This is a genomic window from Epilithonimonas zeae, from assembly GCF_023278365.1.
In the GTDB taxonomy this organism is placed as follows: Bacteria; Bacteroidota; Bacteroidia; order Flavobacteriales; family Weeksellaceae; genus Epilithonimonas; species Epilithonimonas zeae_A.
In genome coordinates, this window is sequence record NZ_CP075338.1 from 2,866,660 (window position 1) to 2,885,281 (window position 18,622).

21 protein-coding genes are annotated in these 18,622 nt (G+C 32.9%); 20 read left to right on the forward strand and 1 reads right to left on the reverse strand.

Annotated features, from left to right (window positions below; genetic code table 11):
- Positions 1-542: 542 nt before the first annotated feature.
- The 12 genes from rpiB to KI430_RS12995 all read left to right on the forward strand — a co-directional run bounded on the left by rpiB (position 543) and on the right by KI430_RS12995 (position 9,614).
- On the forward strand, positions 543-974 hold the full coding sequence (gene rpiB / locus KI430_RS12940; RefSeq protein ID WP_248875372.1) for a ribose 5-phosphate isomerase B: 432 nt from the start codon (positions 543-545) through the stop codon (positions 972-974).
- Positions 975-1,216: 242 nt separating this feature from the next.
- Positions 1,217-3,367: a ribonuclease R gene (gene rnr / locus KI430_RS12945; protein ID WP_248875373.1), complete on the forward strand. Its 2,151-nt coding sequence runs from the start codon at positions 1,217-1,219 to the stop codon at positions 3,365-3,367.
- Positions 3,368-3,500: 133 nt separating this feature from the next.
- The gene (locus KI430_RS12950; protein ID WP_248875374.1) at positions 3,501-3,743 is read left to right on the forward strand and encodes a hypothetical protein; all 243 of its coding nucleotides are present in this window, start codon (positions 3,501-3,503) and stop codon (positions 3,741-3,743) included.
- A gap of 3 nt (positions 3,744-3,746) precedes the next feature.
- Entirely contained in the window at positions 3,747-5,561 is a 1,815-nt protein-coding gene (locus KI430_RS12955; protein WP_248875375.1) for a hypothetical protein, read from the forward strand.
- Between the two features lie 4 nt (positions 5,562-5,565).
- Positions 5,566-5,865 (forward strand): hypothetical protein, encoded by a 300-nt coding sequence (locus tag KI430_RS12960; protein WP_248875376.1) that lies wholly within the window; start codon positions 5,566-5,568, stop codon positions 5,863-5,865.
- Between the two features lie 155 nt (positions 5,866-6,020).
- Positions 6,021-6,392 (forward strand): hypothetical protein, encoded by a 372-nt coding sequence (locus tag KI430_RS12965; RefSeq protein WP_248875377.1) that lies wholly within the window; start codon positions 6,021-6,023, stop codon positions 6,390-6,392.
- Complete coding sequence (locus KI430_RS12970; RefSeq protein ID WP_248875378.1) at positions 6,389-6,550, forward strand: hypothetical protein; 162 nt, start codon at positions 6,389-6,391, stop codon at positions 6,548-6,550. The genes KI430_RS12965 and KI430_RS12970 overlap by 4 nt, the downstream gene beginning before the upstream one ends.
- A gap of 1 nt (position 6,551) precedes the next feature.
- Positions 6,552-6,845: a hypothetical protein gene (locus KI430_RS12975; RefSeq protein ID WP_248875379.1), complete on the forward strand. Its 294-nt coding sequence runs from the start codon at positions 6,552-6,554 to the stop codon at positions 6,843-6,845.
- Positions 6,846-6,861: 16 nt separating this feature from the next.
- Positions 6,862-7,083 (forward strand): hypothetical protein, encoded by a 222-nt coding sequence (locus KI430_RS12980; RefSeq protein ID WP_248875380.1) that lies wholly within the window; start codon positions 6,862-6,864, stop codon positions 7,081-7,083.
- 170 nt (positions 7,084-7,253) lie between these two features.
- Positions 7,254-7,931, forward strand: coding sequence for a LysE family translocator (locus KI430_RS12985; RefSeq protein ID WP_074235946.1), 678 nt, complete (start codon positions 7,254-7,256; stop codon positions 7,929-7,931).
- Between the two features lie 349 nt (positions 7,932-8,280).
- Entirely contained in the window at positions 8,281-9,210 is a 930-nt protein-coding gene (locus KI430_RS12990; RefSeq protein WP_248875381.1) for an LD-carboxypeptidase, read from the forward strand.
- Positions 9,211-9,245: 35 nt separating this feature from the next.
- Positions 9,246-9,614: a YraN family protein gene (locus tag KI430_RS12995; protein WP_248875382.1), complete on the forward strand. Its 369-nt coding sequence runs from the start codon at positions 9,246-9,248 to the stop codon at positions 9,612-9,614.
- A gap of 48 nt (positions 9,615-9,662) precedes the next feature.
- Here KI430_RS12995 and KI430_RS13000 read toward each other — a convergent pair whose 3' ends face one another.
- Positions 9,663-10,163: a superoxide dismutase family protein gene (locus KI430_RS13000; protein WP_248875383.1), complete on the reverse strand. Its 501-nt coding sequence runs from the start codon at positions 10,161-10,163 to the stop codon at positions 9,663-9,665.
- 236 nt (positions 10,164-10,399) lie between these two features.
- Between KI430_RS13000 and KI430_RS13005 the strand changes: the two genes are divergently transcribed.
- The 8 genes from KI430_RS13005 (at position 10,400) to KI430_RS13040 (ending at position 18,618) form a co-directional block, all read left to right on the forward strand.
- Positions 10,400-12,631 carry a TonB-dependent receptor gene (locus tag KI430_RS13005; protein ID WP_248875384.1) on the forward strand — a complete coding sequence of 744 codons (2,232 nt, stop codon included), beginning with the start codon at positions 10,400-10,402 and terminating at the stop codon, positions 12,629-12,631.
- Between the two features lie 253 nt (positions 12,632-12,884).
- Complete coding sequence (locus KI430_RS13010; RefSeq protein WP_248875385.1) at positions 12,885-13,526, forward strand: hypothetical protein; 642 nt, start codon at positions 12,885-12,887, stop codon at positions 13,524-13,526.
- A gap of 188 nt (positions 13,527-13,714) precedes the next feature.
- Positions 13,715-14,482: a TIGR04255 family protein gene (locus KI430_RS13015; RefSeq protein WP_248875386.1), complete on the forward strand. Its 768-nt coding sequence runs from the start codon at positions 13,715-13,717 to the stop codon at positions 14,480-14,482.
- A 12-nt stretch (positions 14,483-14,494) separates the two neighbouring features.
- Entirely contained in the window at positions 14,495-14,989 is a 495-nt protein-coding gene (locus KI430_RS13020; protein ID WP_248875387.1) for a hypothetical protein, read from the forward strand.
- Between the two features lie 2 nt (positions 14,990-14,991).
- Positions 14,992-15,564 (forward strand): hypothetical protein, encoded by a 573-nt coding sequence (locus KI430_RS13025; RefSeq protein ID WP_248875388.1) that lies wholly within the window; start codon positions 14,992-14,994, stop codon positions 15,562-15,564.
- 148 nt (positions 15,565-15,712) lie between these two features.
- Positions 15,713-15,874 (forward strand): hypothetical protein, encoded by a 162-nt coding sequence (locus KI430_RS13030; protein ID WP_248875389.1) that lies wholly within the window; start codon positions 15,713-15,715, stop codon positions 15,872-15,874.
- Positions 15,875-15,967: 93 nt separating this feature from the next.
- Positions 15,968-18,088, forward strand: a complete 2,121-nt coding sequence (locus KI430_RS13035; protein WP_248875390.1) for a prolyl oligopeptidase family serine peptidase — start codon at positions 15,968-15,970, stop codon at positions 18,086-18,088.
- A gap of 104 nt (positions 18,089-18,192) precedes the next feature.
- Positions 18,193-18,618 (forward strand): hypothetical protein, encoded by a 426-nt coding sequence (locus KI430_RS13040; protein WP_248875391.1) that lies wholly within the window; start codon positions 18,193-18,195, stop codon positions 18,616-18,618.
- Positions 18,619-18,622 lie beyond the last annotated feature (4 nt).

Below are 18,622 nucleotides of genomic sequence, written 5' to 3' on the forward strand. Positions count from 1 at the left end.
ACTTCTTTTTCTTTTTAATAAAAATAAATATTGTAGTCTATTGTTGTAGTTCGGTATTATGGGGAAAACTTTAAGATGATTATTTTACCACAGAAAATATGGAGTAATGAGTAGGTTGTTAACATTGATTTAATATTGATTATCAAAATATTATCATTGTTATTAACAAATGTTTGTAAATCTGAAATCGGCTCTTTATTAGAAATATTTTTGCGGATAAAACCAACGAATCTCAACAAAAAGTTTTTTGAAAATATGAATTGTTTTTTCTGATGAAACTTGCATTACGAAAATTAAATTAAGATTAAAAGAATTATTTAATAGAAGTTATCAACAGGTTTTCTAACAATTTCTAACAATGTATTATCTATTCATTAATAATATCAAAATTTATTTGATGTTTAAATATCATAATATAAATTATTTTGATATATAATCACTTATTATAAAATATTATTATCAATTATATTAAAATATCATACCAACAATTACAAAATATGTAGTAAATTTATATTGTTAAAAGTAAAAAATGATAATTTAAAATGAAAAAGATAGCAATAGCAGCAGATCATGCAGGTTTTGAGTATAAAGAACTGATAAAAAAATACTTGGAAGGAAAAGTTGAAATCAAGGATTACGGAACCTATTCTACTGATTCTGTAGATTACCCTGATTATGTTCATCCTGCAGCAAGTTCTGTGGAAAATGGAGAAAACGAATTGGGAATCTTGATTTGTGGAAGTGGAAACGGTGTTCAAATCACTGCTAATAAACATCAGAAAATCCGTTGTGCATTGTGTTGGATGCCGGAAATCGCTTCTCTTGCTAGACAACATAATGATGCCAATATGATTTCTATTCCAGCGAGATTCATTTCAAAAGAATTAGCTTTCGAGATTGTAGATAAATTCCTGACAACAGATTTTGAAGGTGGAAGACATCAGAACCGAGTTGATAAAATCGCATTCTGCTAGATATAGAGAGACTTACAATTTTGTAAGTCTTTTTTATTGGGATTAAAATGAAAAAATGTGATTATTAATAAAGTTGTATCTTTGCGACGCATTTCACAGAGAAAGTTCTTTCTCACGAAACCATAAATTAATACAAAGGTTTCCAAAACTCCCCTATTTTATTTTATCTTTAATAAAAATTAAATCCTATTTGGGATTGTTGTTGTTGGACATAAATGAAGATGAATTTTAAATTTTAAACAATGAAAAACAAAAAGAATATAAGTCATAAAAACGAACAGAAACTTCTCGATTTGGGAAGAACAATTCTTCGTTTTATGAGCAAAAAAACTTCCAAAATCTACAATTATAAACAAATTGCGGAAGGAATAGATTACAAAAATCCAAGACAAAGAGAGCTGGTAATTCAGGCGCTTCACAGACTCTTGGCAAGTCAAAAAATTAAGGAAACCGAGAAAGGAAAATATATTGTCAACCTTAATATAGAAGGTGCTCTGACTGGTGTCATCGATTTTAACCAATCTGGAAATGCTTATGTAAAGGTTGATGGAATCAATGATGATATCTTCGTCCATCAGAAAAATGTAAAAGATGCATTACAAGGCGATAAAGTTCTGATTGTAACTTACAATTTTAAAGGAAAAAAGCTGGAAGGTTCGGTGGTAGAAGTTCTGGAAAGAGCAAAAGAAGTTTTTGTTGGAACTTTCCAGAAAATTGCGGAGAAAGATTTCGGGTTTGTAGTTTTGGATAAGAAGAAACTTAATACTGATATTTTCATTTCCAAAAACCATTTCAATGGCGCAGAAGACGGCGATAAAGTCATCGTAAAAATGCTGGAATGGAAACCGGGAAGCAAGAATCCGGAAGGCGAAATTACAACTGTTCTTGGCACTCCTGGCGACCACGAAACAGAGATTCATTCGATTTTGGCAGAATATGGTTTGCCTTATAATTTTCCACCAGAAGTGGAACACGATGCAGACCAAATTGACAGAAGTATCAATGCAGATGAAGTGGCGAAACGCTGGGATATGCGTGATATTCTGACATTTACGATTGACCCAAAAGATGCTAAAGATTTTGATGATGCTTTGTCTATCAGAAAATTAGAAAATGGACTTTGGGAAATTGGTGTTCATATTGCGGACGTTTCTCATTATGTGAAACCTGGGACTATTTTAGACGATGAAGCTTATGCGAGAGCAACTTCGGTTTATCTGGTTGATAGAGTAGTGCCAATGCTTCCGGAAGTTTTGAGTAATGATGTTTGTTCACTACGACCAAATGAAGATAAATTCACATTCTCAGCTGTTTTTGAACTGGATGAGGATGCAAAAATCCATAAGCAATGGTTTGGTAGAACAGTTATCCATTCGGATAGAAGATTTGCTTACGAAGAAGCCCAGGAAAGAATCGAAAATAAGGAAGGTGATTTGGTTGAGGAAATTCTTCAATTGGATAAATTAGCCAAAATAATGAGGGCGAAACGTATCAGAAATGGTGCGATTACTTTTGATAGGAGCGAGGTAAGATTCAATTTGGATGAAAACAACAAACCGATTGGCGTTTATTTCAAAGTCAGCAAAGATTCCAACCATTTGATTGAAGAATTTATGCTTTTGGCCAATAAAAAAGTTTCGGAATTCATCTCATTAAATAAAAGAAATGAACCAACTGGAAATACTTTCATTTACAGAATTCACGATGACCCAGACCCGGCAAAATTGACGGCTTTACGAGATTTCGTAGGAACTTTCGGTTACAAAATGGACTTAGCAAATACCCAAAAAGTAGCTGAATCTTTGAATAAATTATTGAGTGATGTCAAAGGAAAAGGCGAAGAAAATATGATAGAAACGCTTGCTATGAGAAGTATGAGCAAAGCCGTTTATTCTACCGACCCGATTGGACATTACGGACTTGGCTTCGAATATTATTCGCATTTCACATCGCCAATCCGTCGTTATCCGGATTTAATTGCGCATAGATTGTTACAACACTATTTGGATGGCGGAAAATCACCAAATAAAGAGGAAGTGGAAGAGAAGGCAAAACATTGTTCTGCAATGGAAAGATTAGCTTCTGAAGCGGAAAGAGAAAGCATCAAGTTTATGCAGGTTAAGTTTATGGAAGACCACGTTGGCGAAGTTTTCTCAGGCGTTATTTCCGGTGTTGCAGAGTATGGTTTCTGGGTAGAAATTCCTGAAAATGGAGCAGAAGGAATGATAAAATCGCGCGATTTGGTGGATGATTCTTATTCTCTGGATGCGAAGAATTATGCGATTGTAGGTTCCAGAACAGGCAATACTTATCAGCTTGGAGACGAGGTAAAAATAAAGGTTGTAAAAGCAAATTTGATTGCAAAACAACTTGATTTTAAGATTATTGAGTAATTAAGAAAAATAGAAAAATTTGAAACCGTCTTTTTAGGACGGTTTTTTTATGAAAAAAAATTAAAAATAATACGTCAAGCTTTGTCGCTGCCGCCATCTAGATTTGCTTTCAGAAACTTTAAAAATATGTTTTATGAAAAATATTTTAGATGAAATTGATGATTTTGATGAAGAAAGCCAAAGAATACTCCTTGGAAGTCGAGTCATACAATTTAATGAATACAATAAAGGAAAAGATCCTTTTGAAGGAATAAGAACAAACAAAACTTTTCAAGAGATATCCAATGAAATTGCATTGGATTCTCCTCTTGGCAAAAACAGTGCATTCTACAGAGAAACGAGAGAAATATTAACCGGTCAAATACCAAAATTATAAACTATGGGATCTTGGAAATATGAAATTGTACACGATTATAATGCGACAAGACTTATCAAAGAATTTCGGGAAGAAAATCTAAAGCTCAAAAACTCGAAAGGAATGGATGATGACGAAACAGACTGTATCATATATGCAGAAAAAGATGACCACACGATTAGCCTAGGTAGAGTATTACTTGTGAAAATGAGTGATGCAATGATAAATTATTATTATGAATATAAAGATCCAGATTACTTACCCAAATACTGGGCAAAATATATTTATGAGGAAAATAAAAACAATAAGACTTTTCAGTTTAATGAAGAAGAAATTTCTAATGCTTTTTTTAAATCTATAGTATTGCACAGAAAGTTGATGAGTGTTACGGCATTGGAATTACAGAATTATTTAAAAAAAATAACTGAAAATCTTTCAGACTATTATCGTAAAGACGAAAAATTTTCTCGTGAGCAGTGGGATCCTACCCTGAAATCTGATCAATATCTTTTTGCAAAACCAGAATTAGCGATCAATTATTTTGTTAAAAAAAGTGATTCTTTAAAAAATAGGCTTACCACATTTAGAAAGCAGTTAGAACACATCAAATCTTTCAAGATAGTTGGCAAAGAATTTAAAATACAGACTATAGATGACATCATAAAAGGGATTGATGACAATATAAAAAGTATTGAGAACTTCAAAAAATGGATGATTGGGAGCAGGGATGATATTAAATTAAATATAGCCTATTTCTGTGGCATTTATAACGGGATTGTTGAGTTTATTGCCGGCTTTATTGATATCGGCTTATTAGCAATTAATATTGTCATAAGTGATGTGTTGGGTGGAGAAACTAATTTAGAATTTTTAGAGATTAGAGAAGCCGTAGAAGAAACACTAAGCAAAATTTTACAAGACCCTCGAAAGGTATTTAATGACATCATAGAAGCAGTTAAAAATTATAAGTATTCTCGTTATGATGATCCAAAACTTAACCAATACCAGATACAGTACAACGAAGGAGAAGATACTGTTTTGGCAACAGATATTATAATAGCCATAATAACTATAATAAAAGCTATTGCAAAACTTGCCAAGCTTTTACCTAAATTTACGAAATGGATTGATGCTATCTTAGGAAGAAACGGCAGACAATTTGTCAAAGGACGGGTTGCTTTTGGAGAAATTACTAAAGCAGTTCTGAGAAAGGAAATACCTGAAGATTTCTTTGAAGCTTTGAAAAAAATGGGAAAATCTGAGGATGATATTTTAGAATACTACACAAAATATCATAATGAGAATGATTATATGTTCCTGAATGGGATTGAAGATATTCTTAAGAACAATAAAAACATTACCAAAACAGATGCCTTTGCCTTATGGAGCTATACTACAAATCATTACTATTGGGACTTAAATAATTGGCTTAGAAATGGAGTTAATGCAGCGAAAACAAAAGAGATTTCGCTATTGCTTACCAAAGCTCTTTATAAAATGCCAAAATATAATGGAACCGCTTTTAGGGCTTTGGAGTTTAGTGATGACAGTATTTTACAATCTTTTTTGAAGAAGCATAGTAAAGGAAACACTGTTGATTATGATGATTTTGTATCTTGTGGGAGTAATACCGACGCTGCTTTTTTTGATAAACCTAAAAAGAATGTATTTTTAAAAATGGAAGTAAAAAATGCACCGATAATTTCCGATTTTGCAGATGGTATCAAAATTAGAGGTTATGATAAAGACGAATTGTTATTATTAAGAGGCAGAAAATTTGTAATCAAAGAATACAAAAAAGTTGGTGATAAACATTATTTTGAATTAATAGAAAAATAAAATTATGAAATCAGATTTTGATAAATTTATAGAAGGTGTAGAAAATTCTCGACAAGAATTTTGGAATGAAAAATATCCAAAAATGAATTTGGAAGAAAAGAAAAAATATTGGCTGGCAAGTACGCATAAAGGAATGCGAACACAGGGCGAAGCTTTTGGTGATGAGTACTCAGAATTTTCTAAAGAATGGTATGATTTTGCCAAAGAGCACGAACCAGATTTCGATGAAATATTTGATTATGTAACCAAAAACTTAGGCTTTGAGTTTGATTGGGAAGAGTACAATAAACGTATTAAAAAGTAAATTTATATCCTCGTAATTATTACGGCGATTTTTTTATTTTTCCGATGGCATACTATAAACTTTGATAATGAAGAATTGTTACTGCTAAGAGGAAGAAGATTTAATACCTAAAGCAAAGGTTATGAAATAAAATTAATAGAGAAATAAATATAAAAATGAGTTTAGAAGATTTAAATAAAAAAATAGAAAAGGAACATCAGGAATATCTTGCAAGTTTAAGTCCTGCTGAAAGAGCAAAATATTTAAAAGAAGAACAAGATTTCGAAGGCGCAGTCAATCAATTTTGGAATGAAAAATATCCAAAAATGAGATTGGAAGAAAAGAAAAAATATTGGTTGGCAGGAACTCATAAAGGGATGCGAACACAAGGCGAAGCCTTTGGAGATGAGTACTCAGAATTTTCTAAAAAGTGGTATGATTTTGCCAAAAAGCACGAGCCTGATTTTGATGAGATATTTGATTATGTTACCAAAAACTTAGGCTTTGAGTTTGATTGGAAAGAATATAATAAACGTATTAAAAAGTGAATTCATATCCTCGTACTTGTGACGGGGATTTTGCTTTTCCGATTAAAATTAGAAACTATGCAAAAGATGAATTGTTGTTATTACAAGGAAGAAAATTTGTAATAATAGAGCAAGTTGAAGAAGATGGTAAATATTTGATAACATTAAAAGAATTATAAAATGGAAGGAAAAGAATTTTTAAAAGAAATATTAAATTCTCAAAAGAAGTTTTGGGATGAAAAATATCCAAAAATGAATTTGGAAGAAAAGAAAAAATATTGGCTGGCAAGCACTCATAAAGGAATGCGAACACAAGGTGAAGCATTTGGAGATGAGTACTCAGAATTTTCTAAAAAGTGGTATGATTTTGCGAAAGAGCACGAGCCTGATTTTGATGAAATATTTGATTATGTGACTAAAAATTTAGGCTTTGAGTTTGATTGGGAAGAATATCGTAAACGCATTAAAAAGTGAATAATGTTGCACTAAAATGAGAAAAGAAATTATGGACAGTCCTTGGGATTTTACTCTTTATGAAGAAAACGACAAAAAAATATTAGACATTGTTTATTGTAAAAGTTTTGTTGATTATTCAAGAAAATTTTTATTACAAGGAGATGAGCTAAATTATGATTTTGAACAAATAAAAAAATTAGCAGAAGATATCCGAAATAATTTCGAAAATTATAAGGACAGAGAAATAAAAGAATAACATTTTTCACTCCGAAGCTCTTCGCTTCGGAGTTTTTCTTCAAAGAGAACAAATCGAATTTCATCAAAAAATTTAGACTTAAAACCAGAGAAATCAATTTTGATGAAATTTAAACATTGCTTTAAATTTTAAATCTCTATTTTTACAGCCGGTTCTGAAATTTAAAAAGAATGCTCGAACTCATTTTATACGCTGTCGGATTAGGAATAATGCTAAGTTTGGTCTTTATAGGACCTATTTTTTTCCTGCTGATAGAAACCAGTTTTTCCCGAGGTCCCAGACATGCCATTGCCTTGGATATTGGCGTAGTTTCGGCTGACCTTCTTTGTATTCTGGTCAGTTATTATGCCAGTGCAGATCTGGTCAGTTTGATAGATAAACATCCCGGATTTTATCGGATTTCAGCATTTTTGATTTTGATTTATGCCATTTATATGTTGCTTTCCAGAACCAAAATGCATATCGAAGGCGAAGAAAAACTCATCGACCAAAATTATTTCAAAACATTCTTGAACGGATTTTTGCTCAATTTATTGAATATTGGCGTTGTCCTTTTTTGGCTCGTAACTGTAGTTTCTGTCCGTAATGCCTATCCAAAAGTACAGGATTTTATACTTTATATTGGGATTGTGATTGGAACTTATTTGCTCATCGATTTGTCTAAAATCCTTTTAGCAAAACAATTCCACGACAGACTGAATCAACGTGTTGCCAACAAAATCAGGAAAGCAGTTGGTTGTATTTTGGTGTTGTTCAGTTTCTTTATTTTCCTTCAAAGTTTCAAAAAATTCAATAAGTTCGACGAAAAATTAGAAAAAGCCGAGAAGCAGCAGCCTAAGAAAAGATAGTTAAAATTTGGGCGCCTTTATCCGCCCATAATTTATCCTGAGCTAGACGAAGGGTTCCCGCTTTTTTGTGCCAAGGCTTTTCCCAAGGCTTACAAAAAGAGTTCCACTCAGGTCGGGGGGCGCTTCGCAAAGTTGAAGATTTGTCATAATAGGAACTCAATATAAAAACCCACTTTTTGTCATTCCGTAGGAATCTCAGCACTCTAGATTCCTACGGAATGACAAACTAAATGTTATAATTATATTCCTTCGCTGAGCAAAGCGCCTTTGCGAGCCTAAAATATTTTCAATAAATTCAAAAAATCTTTGCGACCTTTGCGTTAAAACCTATCATCAAAATCCAACACAAATGCAAAATACGACTTTTCCAAAATCCCTAAAAAAAGGAGACAAAATAGCCATCATTTCACCGGCAGGTTCTGTTGAGATTCCACAATTGGAAAAAACTTTAGAATTAATCAAATCCAAAGGTTACGAACCCATTTTAGGCGAAAATCTCTACACACAATACCAAAACGGCTATTCATATGCCGGAACAGAGAAACAACGAATAAATGATATCAATTGGGCTTTAAACGACCCGGAGATTTCTGCAGTCTGGGCTTCAAGAGGTGGTTACGGTTGTCAGCATCTTTTGCAGGATCTGAAACTGACTGAATTCAAGAAAAATCCAAAATGGTATATCGGTTATTCTGATAATACAGTTATTCAAAGTTATCTATTGAAAAAAGGTTTCGGATCCATCCACGGACAAACGATAAAAACATCCAGCTTTGGTGTTACAGAAGAAAGCTACGAGTTGATTTTCGATATTCTGAAAGGCAAAAAAATCAATTATAAAATTGGTTCAAATGCTAACAATAGAGTAGGAGAGACATCTGGAATTTTGGTTGGTGGAAATCTCGCATTGATTTATGCGCTTTTAGGAACTCCATATTCCTTTGACTTTAAAGGTAAAATTTTATTCATAGAAGATATCGGAGAAAATTTCTATGCACTTGACCGAATGATTATGAGTTTGGAATTAGCAGGCATTTTCAAAAAAATAAAAGGATTGATTATAGGTGGAATGACCAATATGGGAAGCGAAACCGATAACAAAGAATATGAAGAATCCTTCGATTCATTTGCTTTTCAATTGATTGCAGACAGAGTTTCTAAATATGTTTTTCCAACTGTTTTTGCATTCCCAAATGGACATATTTATGACAACAGACCTTTAATCATCGGTTCAGAAATCAATCTGAAAGTTGGAAAAGAGGTGAAGATTCAATTCTGATCATTCATCAACTATCATTCATTAATTATATTCTGATGGCAGACCATAACGAATTTGGTAAAATTGCAGAAGACTTGGCAGTTGATTTTTTAATTAAGAATCAATACAAGATTTTGGCTCGCAATTTCCGCTATCTGAAAGCAGAAGTTGATATCATTGCTGAAAAAGAAAATCAAATCGTTATCGTAGAAGTTAAAGCCAGAAATACAGATGCTTTTTTGGAACCTCAGGAAGCAGTTAACAAAAAGAAAATCAAACTATTAATCTCTGCTTCTAATTATTTTATTGAAGAAAATAATATAGATAAAGAAGTCCGATTTGATATTATTTCGGTGCTTCCAAACAAACAAAAAACTTTGGAAATCCATCATATTATTGATGCTTTCCAAAGTTTTGAAATATGATATCAAGTTTGAACTTAGGAAATCTCTCAAATTCAAATATTATCAAACTTACTTTATCTCCACACATCCAACTCTTCCACCCGCATTTCCAGTGGGTTGTGTATGAAAATCGTCAACTCCAGCGTGGATTACGATTGCTTTTCCGATAATATTTTTCATCGGGTCATCACATCCAAGACACCATTTGTCTGTTGAGAAAACCAGTTGTGCTTGACCATTTTTATCAGCCTCAAGATTGCCGATATCACCCATATGGAAATGTTCTGTATCCCATTTTCCGTGGTCATCTTTGGAAGGATTCCAATGTCCACCTGCCGAAGATGCATCGGTTGCACTGCAGTTTCCAAACTCGTGGATATGAACTGCGTGAAGACCAGGCGTTAATTTGAAAACACTCAAATCCATTTCGACTTTACCTTTTTTCTGAGTAAAGTTAGCCGTACCCTGAGTTAAAGTGTGTGATTTTGGACGAACGATGTATTGTTTCGAAACCGTTTTGCAGGAAGCAAGTGCTAAACCTGCAATACCAATTAGTAATAAATTTTTCATAGTTTTTAAAGTTAATTGTTATTTTTTCGATATAACAAATTTAAAGCCAATGTTATAAATAATTGTTTTACGTGAAACATTTACGGTTCGGGGAGTGATTTCTACGATTCGGTCATTTAAAATTTCAAATAATTCTTGACGACAATATCTTTGAAGAAAATTAATGAGATATGAAATTTTCAATCTGAAAACAACAATTTGAATGATCTCAACCTTAAAAAATAAATAAACTACATATGAAAACTCAAAGTAAAGTCATCGGTCTATTATTATTTTTAATAAGCATCAGTATTTGGTCACAAATTACTATTTCCGGAAAAGTGACCTATAAGAACAAGTCATTGAAAGACATCAATGTAACACTCAAAGATACTTATGATGGCGCAACCACAGATGACAATGGAAATTACACTTTTACCACCACAGAAACTGGAGATAAAATTTTGGTTTTTTCAGGACAAAATTATGATGAAGTCGAGCTTCCCGTAAAAATTGAAGGAAAAAATATTTCTATGAATGCTAACCTCAAGGAACAAATCAGCGAAATCAATGCGGTGGTGATTACGGCGGGAAGTATAGAAGCCAGTGATAAGAAACGTGCAACAGCATTATTGACGCCATTGGATGTTTATACAACAGCTGGCGCCAACGGTCAGATTTCATCCGCTTTAGGTTATCTACCAGGCGTTCAGAAAGTGGGAGAGAGCGAAGGTTTATTCGTGCGTGGTGGAACTGGTGCAGAAACCAAAATATTTATGGATGGAAATCTAGTCAATAATTATTTTACCAATTCAGTTCCGGGAATTGCCGGGAGAGACCGTTTCAACACATCTTTGTTTAAAGGGAATGTATTTTCAAGTGGCGGATATTCTGCAATCTATGGTCAGGCTTTATCATCGGTTTTAGTTTTAGAAAGTGTTGATTTGCCTGAACAGACTTCTTTTGATTTTGGCGTTTCTCCAATTTTTTTAAGCGCTAATTACCAGAAACTGAATCAGAAGAAAACAGCTTCCTGGGGTGTTGCGGGCGGTTATTCTAATCTTGGATTGATGGGAAAACTATTCAATTTCAATACCGATTTTGACAAACATCCTCAGGGTTATGGATTCGATGGAAACTTCAGAATTAAAACTAAAAAAGGCGGTTTCATCAAATATTACGGAAGTGTGGATGAGAATAAAATGGCAGTCGGTTCCGAAAGTTTGGAAGAAGATTCTGACAAAAATATGGTCAGTCTGAAAGGGCAGAATATGTATCACAATTTGTCTTACAAAGAGAAATTCGGAAAGTATCTTTTGAATATCGGAACATCTTATACTTATAATTCCAATGATTTGAATTTTGCAACTTTTAAAGATAATGTCGAGCAATCTGATACACCAATCAATAATCAATCAAATTACATCAATACAAAAGCAGTTGTTGAAATAAAAATCAACAGGGCAAGTGTTTTAAGAGCCGGATTTGAATTGAATAATGCTGATGAAACGATGAAATATGGAACTTTCGAAAGAAATTATAAAGATTTGATTTCGTCTGCTTTTGCTGAAACAGATTTGATTTTTACTAATAATTTGACCGCAAAAATCGGAGCCAGATCAGAACATTCTTCTTATCTCGACAAATGGAATTTCTCTCCAAGAGCTGCGTTAGCTTACAGGATTTCCAAAGATTGGACAACTTCTCTAGCATACGGAATCTTCTATCAAAATCCGGAGAGCAAATATCTCTACAGCAAGAATTTTGATTTTCAGAGAGCCGACCACTATATCTTTCAGGTTCAGAAAAACTCAGATGGAAGAAGCTTGAGATTTGAGGCATTTTATAAGAAATACGATGATTTGATTAAAACCATTTCATTAACGGAAAATGTCTCTTCAGCCAATAACCAATATTATCAGATTGCAAATAGTAATGCAGGTAAAGGCTTTGCAAAAGGAATCGAATTGTTCTGGAGAGATAAGAAAACCTTCAAAGACATCGATTACTGGCTAACTTATTCCTATCTGGATTCCAAAAGAGATTTCTTAAACTATCCTTTTAGTTTAGCACCGAATTTTGCTTCGAAACATACATTCAATGCAGTGGCTAAGAAGTTTGTGATGGACTGGAAAACAGGATTTAATCTGTCTTATACTTATTCCAAAGGAAGACCTTATTATGATTTGGTTTCAGAAAATGGAGAGAATATCGTTCGCCATCAAGGAAAACTGAAAGATTACAGCGGACTGAATTTGAGTATCAATTATGTTCCGAGCGTTGGAAAGAAAGATTCAAAGTCATTCACTGTATTTGTCTTGAGTATTAATAATATTCTTGGAAATAAAAATATTTACGGCTATAATTATTCTGCAGACGGAAACAGTAGAACAGCCGTTAGACCACCGGTTAATACGCTTGTTTTTGTAGGCGTATTTGTAAGTTTCGGGGTTGATAAAACGAATGATGCGATTAATAATAATTTGTAAATGACTAAAAGGTTAATCACAAAGGCACAATTAATTGAATCTGTACTGGATTTTTAAAGGTACAAAGATTAAATCGAAGATTTTTAGTGCCTTAAAACGGAAAGCATATTAATGAAATTTGTGTCTTTGTGTTTAATAACAATTACAGTTCAGACATCAAAAATAACAGTTCGGTAGAATAAAATTTCAATGAATAAAAACTCATTCTATCTTTGAATCAGAAATTTAAAATAAACAATTAAAAAATATCCAAATGAAAAATCTAATCTTAACAGCAGCATTACTTTTTGTAAGTACAATCACATTTGCACAAACCGCTTTTGAAAAAGCAATGATAGAGAAAATCGCTAAAGTAGAAGACCACAAAACACCAGACGAATTCACAGCTTTAGCCAACGATTTTGACAGAATCGGAATCAAAGAGTCTAAAGAATGGTTACCGTATTACTACGCTGCATTTGCAACGATTCAGAAAGGAAGAATCTTGATGAAAGATGGAAAAACATCAGAACTAGATCCAGTTGCAGCCGATGCAGAAAAATATATTGCCAAAGCAGAAGCATTGAGTCCAAACAATGCCGAACTTTTCATCTTGAAAAAAATGACCAGTGGACTCAAAATGATGGTAGATCCAATGTCCAGATATATGACAGAAGCACCGATTGCACAGCAGGCTTTGGCAAAAGCACAGGAGCTTGACCCAAACAACCCAAGAATCACAGTTTTACAGGCAGAAGATGCATACTTCACACCAGAACAATTTGGTGGCAGTAAAGCAAGAGGAACAGAATTGTTCAAAAAAGCAGTAGAGCAGTTTGGAACTTACAAGTCAAAATCATCTCTTGACCCAAAATGGGGGAAAGGTGAAGCGGAATATTTCTCGAATCAGAAATAATAGCGTAAAAGTTTCAGTATATTTAATGAGGTTGAATTTTTTAAATTTTAATAATAAACGTCAAGATTTGTCGTCAACCCAATTAATTTTGCATCAAATATTTCATTAAAATTAACTTAAGGAAATATAAATCATATTGTTTTAATAACAATTATTATTAATTTTGTTTCATAAAAATAAGAATATAAATGTTCGTACCTATTTCGACACAACATTCTATTAGTAGAGTAACTGCAAATTTATTTTTAGCTCAGAATATTATTAAGCCTAAGGATATTCTTGATAAATTAACGGCAGAAAATAAGTTGAAAAGTTATCAAAGAAAAGGTTTTGCACTTAATAAGCGTATAAACCTTACTAATAACCATTTACAGGTTATGAATGATGAGGTTATAGGTTTTTTGTTAGAAGAATTTGATAGTTCAGGTAAAAGTTTAAATTCTTTGAAGATTGAAAATATTGATGACCAATCTAAAGCTAGAATTAGTTTCGAAACAAAATTTTATACAAGATGGGTTGACTTTAATGATCGATTTGAAAATGACATTAATGTTTTAAATCAAACTTTTTCTTTCTATGTTGAAGCAATTTCATTAAATTACATTGACGAGTTTAATTGGAATTCGCCATCAAAAATTCCTATTGAGGAAATATTCAATACAGAATCTGATTTACTAAATAGCAATTTCACAGATTCCCACAATGGAACTTTAGTTGTTATTTCTCAATCTGAACCCAAGAATGGAACCAAAGTTTATGAAGAGAAAAAAGAAATTTTATTTAATAATGATTTAAAGAAAGTTATAATAAATCATACTGTTGGTATAAAACTCGAAGATTATAAATTATGGAATAACGATATTCTTTCATTGTTTCAAGATGCTCACAATAAAAATAAAGATCTTTTAAAGAAGATTTTAAAAGATTCGATAAAAGAACAGATTCATTTAACATAAATCTTTTATAAGATGCTAATAACAACAACATTACTTTTAGGAGGCTTATCTGTTGAAGCCAGAAAACAAAGTTTTTTAGTTTCATATGGAGAAGATTTAGCGCAACAGAATATTGAATATTTATATGATTCTAATGATTCGATTCAAAATTTATATTTTTTAGACGATCACGAAAAATCTATCAGGATTAAGATTTTGGATGAACTTCAAAATATGAATGTTGATACACAAATAAAAATTAATGCAATAAACTTAATAAAAGAACTTCCAAGTTTATTTATTGAAAACTTTAACCCTGAGGATTTTTTTGAAACGTCTTATGGTACATTAATTTTAGATTTTATAAAAGAAGATTCGAATTTCAACATTGAAATTGGGCAAAATTCTTTTGGATATTTTAGTGAAATTAATGGTAAGATTAACCATTTACAAGAAAATAAGAATATTGCATTTACTAAAAATTTCGGAAAATTAAATATTGACTTCTTAGATTTTTACGATAAATAAATATGATAATTCCACAAGAAATTGATTCTTCCGAATTGTTAGTCCGTTTTATTTTCATTGATTATTTTAAGAAAAAAAACATTCATCCAGAGAGATTTGACAAAGGACAGGTTTTTCTAGATGATAGATTGTTTGGTATTTCTTTGCAAAGGGAAAACTATTGTAATGATAAGTTTTGTAAAGAAAGAGCTAAACTAATAGATAAAAAAGTTTATGTTGGTTTTTTAGTTTTTAGTAAAGAAGATTTTAATGAGGTTTGTAGTTCTTTCGCAAGAATCAGAGCTAATTTTGATGCTAAAATTGAATTTACTCCTTTAGATGAAAATAATGAATACTTAGCTTTTAGAAATAATATTGATTCTGAGCAATTAGGAAATCCTAGTCATAGTGATATAGTCTATTACAACCCAGCTATTCAAGGAGATGAGTCTAATCCAAAAACAGCACTCAGAGCTTTTTCTCAACAATTATTTCCTAAATGTTGTCTAATATTAGATAACGATCCTGATAATGATAATTTTACAATGGATTCGGTTGCAAATCAGTACTATAATTTTATTAGTAATCAGGAGTGAAATTTTTATTTGAATAAAATAATATAGAATTTATAATTTAATCAGAAGTATTATAAATTTTCCTTCGTCTTTGGCGAAGGAATTTTGTTTTTAACCATTCCCGTAACTTATTGATTTTTAATAAAATAGGCGCATCTGCCTCAACGAAGTGAATCAACGCCTCAACGTAATGAATCAACGGCTCAACGAAGTGAATCTCAACGAAGTGAATCAGTGGCTCAACAGAATGAATCAATGGAACGACGTAATGAATCAATGGTTCAATAAAGTGGATTTTTTAGGATTTGAATCGCTTTTTGGAAAAATATGATAAGTTGATGAGATTTTTATGAATATGTATTTCCATTAATGACCTATTCTCCAAGAGATTTTATTAATTTTGGAAACATTCAAAAAATTAAAAATGAAAGTAAAATCAATCTTTGCAACAGCAGCCGTTGTTTTTTATGTTGGTGCCCAAGCTCAATCTATGTCAAAATCAAATTATCCCAAAGCCGTAAAAGGAACTCAAGTCGATAACTATTTCGGAACTCAAGTTGCGGATGTTTATCGCGATTTGGAGAATGATTCCGATGCAACTAAAAAATGGGTAGACGAGGAAGTTGCGTACAGCCAAAATTACCTTTCCAAAATCCCTTTCAGAGAGACAATTAAAGATCAATTGAGAGATATCTGGAACTACGAAAAAATATCAGCACCGTTCAAAGAAGGCGATTATACTTATTATTCTAAAAATAATGGTTTGCAGGCGCAATCTGTGCTTTATAGAACCAATAATAAAACCAAAAACGTTGAAGTTTTCCTTGACCCGAATACTTTTTCTGATAAAGGAACGACTTCACTTTCGAATTTGTCGTTTAACAAAAAAGGTAACCTTGCCGCTTATTCTATTTCTGAAGGTGGAAGCGATTGGAACAAAATCATCATCATTGATGCTATTACCAAAAAGCAAATTGATGAAACTTTACTTGACGTGAAATTCAGTGGGATTGCCTGGAAGGGTGATGAAGGCTTTTATTATTCCAGTTATGATAAGCCGAAAGAAGGAACCGTTCTTTCCGGAATGACGGATAAGCACAAAGTTTATTTCCACAAATTAGGAACAAAACAATCCGAAGACCAATTAATTTTCGGTGGCGAAAAAACGCCAAGAAGATATCTTTCTGCAGGCGTTTCCGAAGACCAAAGATTCCTGATTATTTCAGCGGCTAATGCTACCAATGGCAATGAGCTTTATATCAAGGATTTGAAAAATGGAGGTGACTTTGTACAGATCAACAAAGGATTTGACATTAATGCTGATATTGTAGATACACAAGGCGACGACCTTTTCATCTTCACAGACAAAGACGCTCCGAATATGCGTTTGGTGAAAGTGAGCATCAAAAATCCAAGTCCTGAAAACTGGAAAGATGTGATTCCTGAAACTGAAAATGTTTTAAGCATTTCTGAAGCTGGCGGCTATTTCTTCGGGAAATATATGAAAGATGCGATTAGCCTTGTAAAGCAATTTGATAAGACAGGAAAATTGGTCAGAGAAATTACGTTACCAGGGAAAGGAACGGTTTCGGGATTTGGAGGTAAAAAAGAAGATAAGGACATCTATTATTCATTTACCAACTACATTACGCCGGGAACGATTTATAAATATAATGTAGCTTCCGGAAAATCAGAAGTTTATCAGAAGCCAAAAGTGAAATTCAATCCGGAAGATTATGTTTCCGAGCAGGTTTTCTACACTTCAAAAGACGGAACCAAAGTCCCGATGATGATCAACTACAAAAAAGGAACTAAGCTTGATGGGAAAAATCCAACCATTCTTTATTCTTACGGAGGATTCAACATCAGCCTTCAACCAAGTTTCTCTGTTGTGAATGCCATCTGGATGGAAAATGGCGGAATCTATGCTGTTCCGAATATCCGAGGTGGTGGAGAATATGGAAAGAAATGGCACAATGCAGGAACCAAGCAACAGAAGAAAAATGTGTTTGATGACTTCATTGCAGCTGGAGAATATTTACAGTCGAAAGGCTATACTTCGAAGGAATATATGGCACTTTCCGGCCGTTCCAACGGTGGACTTCTGGTTGGTGCTACGATGACTATCAGACCAGATTTGGCAAAAGTAGCTTTCCCAGGTGTTGGGGTTTTGGATATGTTGAGGTATAACAAATTCACGGCAGGGGCTGGTTGGTCTTACGATTACGGAACTGCGGAAGACAGCAAAGAAATGTTCGAATATCTGAAGTCTTATTCTCCGGTTCACCAAGTGAAGGCGGGAACTTGCTATCCATCAACAATGATCATCACAAGTGATCACGATGATAGAGTTGTGCCTGCACATTCTTTCAAATTTGGAGCTGAGTTGCAGGAAAAACAAGCTTGTAACAATCCAATTTTGTTAAGAATCGAGAAAAATGCAGGTCATGGTGCAGGACGTTCTACAGAACAGGTGATTGGCGAAAATGCTGATCTTTTGAGTTTTGCATTGTTCGAAATGGGAATCAAATCCTTGAAAAATTAAAATTGCAATTCATATGATAAAAATCCCGAAATTAGTTTCGGGATTTTTTGTTTTTGGACAATAATTTGATACAAAACAATCACTCATTTAAAACCTTTATAACTATGAAAAAATACATTTTAATTTCTGGCTTTGCGGTTGCTTTAACATTAGTTTCCTGCAAAAAAAATGATACTAAAATGACTTCCGAATCTTATTCCACAGAAACAACTGTTACTGATGAGAACGGGAAAATCGATAGCGTCACAACAACTTCTATGGAGAAAACTGTGGACGGTAAGAAAGTACAGGAATATTCGGTTCCTTACAAAGCTGGGGATGGAAGTCGAGCCAAAGCTACTTTTATCGATAATGGGAAATCAAAAACCATTACTTTGGAAGCTAATAACAACAAGTTTGTTTTGGATTTCAAAAAGAAAACTTCAGAAGGAGAATTCTATGAAAGAAATACAATTTCGGCTGAAACCAAAGGCGATTCGCTTCTGATTTCTCAGGACAATCAGGTGATGCATTTGGTGAGAGTGAAATAAAAAG

Coding starts and splice junctions, on each gene's coding strand:
- rpiB (WP_248875372.1), top strand. CDS start 543: ATGAAAAAGATAGCAATAGCAGCAGATCATGCAGGTTTTGAGTATAAA.
- rnr (WP_248875373.1), top strand. CDS start 1,217: ATGAAAAACAAAAAGAATATAAGTCATAAAAACGAACAGAAACTTCTC.
- KI430_RS12950 (WP_248875374.1), top strand. CDS start 3,501: ATGAAAAATATTTTAGATGAAATTGATGATTTTGATGAAGAAAGCCAA.
- KI430_RS12955 (WP_248875375.1), top strand. CDS start 3,747: ATGGGATCTTGGAAATATGAAATTGTACACGATTATAATGCGACAAGA.
- KI430_RS12960 (WP_248875376.1), top strand. CDS start 5,566: ATGAAATCAGATTTTGATAAATTTATAGAAGGTGTAGAAAATTCTCGA.
- KI430_RS12965 (WP_248875377.1), top strand. CDS start 6,021: ATGAGTTTAGAAGATTTAAATAAAAAAATAGAAAAGGAACATCAGGAA.
- KI430_RS12975 (WP_248875379.1), top strand. CDS start 6,552: ATGGAAGGAAAAGAATTTTTAAAAGAAATATTAAATTCTCAAAAGAAG.
- KI430_RS12980 (WP_248875380.1), top strand. CDS start 6,862: ATGAGAAAAGAAATTATGGACAGTCCTTGGGATTTTACTCTTTATGAA.
- KI430_RS12985 (WP_074235946.1), top strand. CDS start 7,254: ATGCTCGAACTCATTTTATACGCTGTCGGATTAGGAATAATGCTAAGT.
- KI430_RS12990 (WP_248875381.1), top strand. CDS start 8,281: ATGCAAAATACGACTTTTCCAAAATCCCTAAAAAAAGGAGACAAAATA.
- KI430_RS12995 (WP_248875382.1), top strand. CDS start 9,246: ATGGCAGACCATAACGAATTTGGTAAAATTGCAGAAGACTTGGCAGTT.
- KI430_RS13000 (WP_248875383.1), bottom strand. CDS start 10,163: ATGAAAAATTTATTACTAATTGGTATTGCAGGTTTAGCACTTGCTTCC.
- KI430_RS13005 (WP_248875384.1), top strand. CDS start 10,400: ATGAAAACTCAAAGTAAAGTCATCGGTCTATTATTATTTTTAATAAGC.
- KI430_RS13010 (WP_248875385.1), top strand. CDS start 12,885: ATGAAAAATCTAATCTTAACAGCAGCATTACTTTTTGTAAGTACAATC.
- KI430_RS13015 (WP_248875386.1), top strand. CDS start 13,715: ATGTTCGTACCTATTTCGACACAACATTCTATTAGTAGAGTAACTGCA.
- KI430_RS13020 (WP_248875387.1), top strand. CDS start 14,495: ATGCTAATAACAACAACATTACTTTTAGGAGGCTTATCTGTTGAAGCC.
- KI430_RS13025 (WP_248875388.1), top strand. CDS start 14,992: ATGATAATTCCACAAGAAATTGATTCTTCCGAATTGTTAGTCCGTTTT.
- KI430_RS13035 (WP_248875390.1), top strand. CDS start 15,968: ATGAAAGTAAAATCAATCTTTGCAACAGCAGCCGTTGTTTTTTATGTT.
- KI430_RS13040 (WP_248875391.1), top strand. CDS start 18,193: ATGAAAAAATACATTTTAATTTCTGGCTTTGCGGTTGCTTTAACATTA.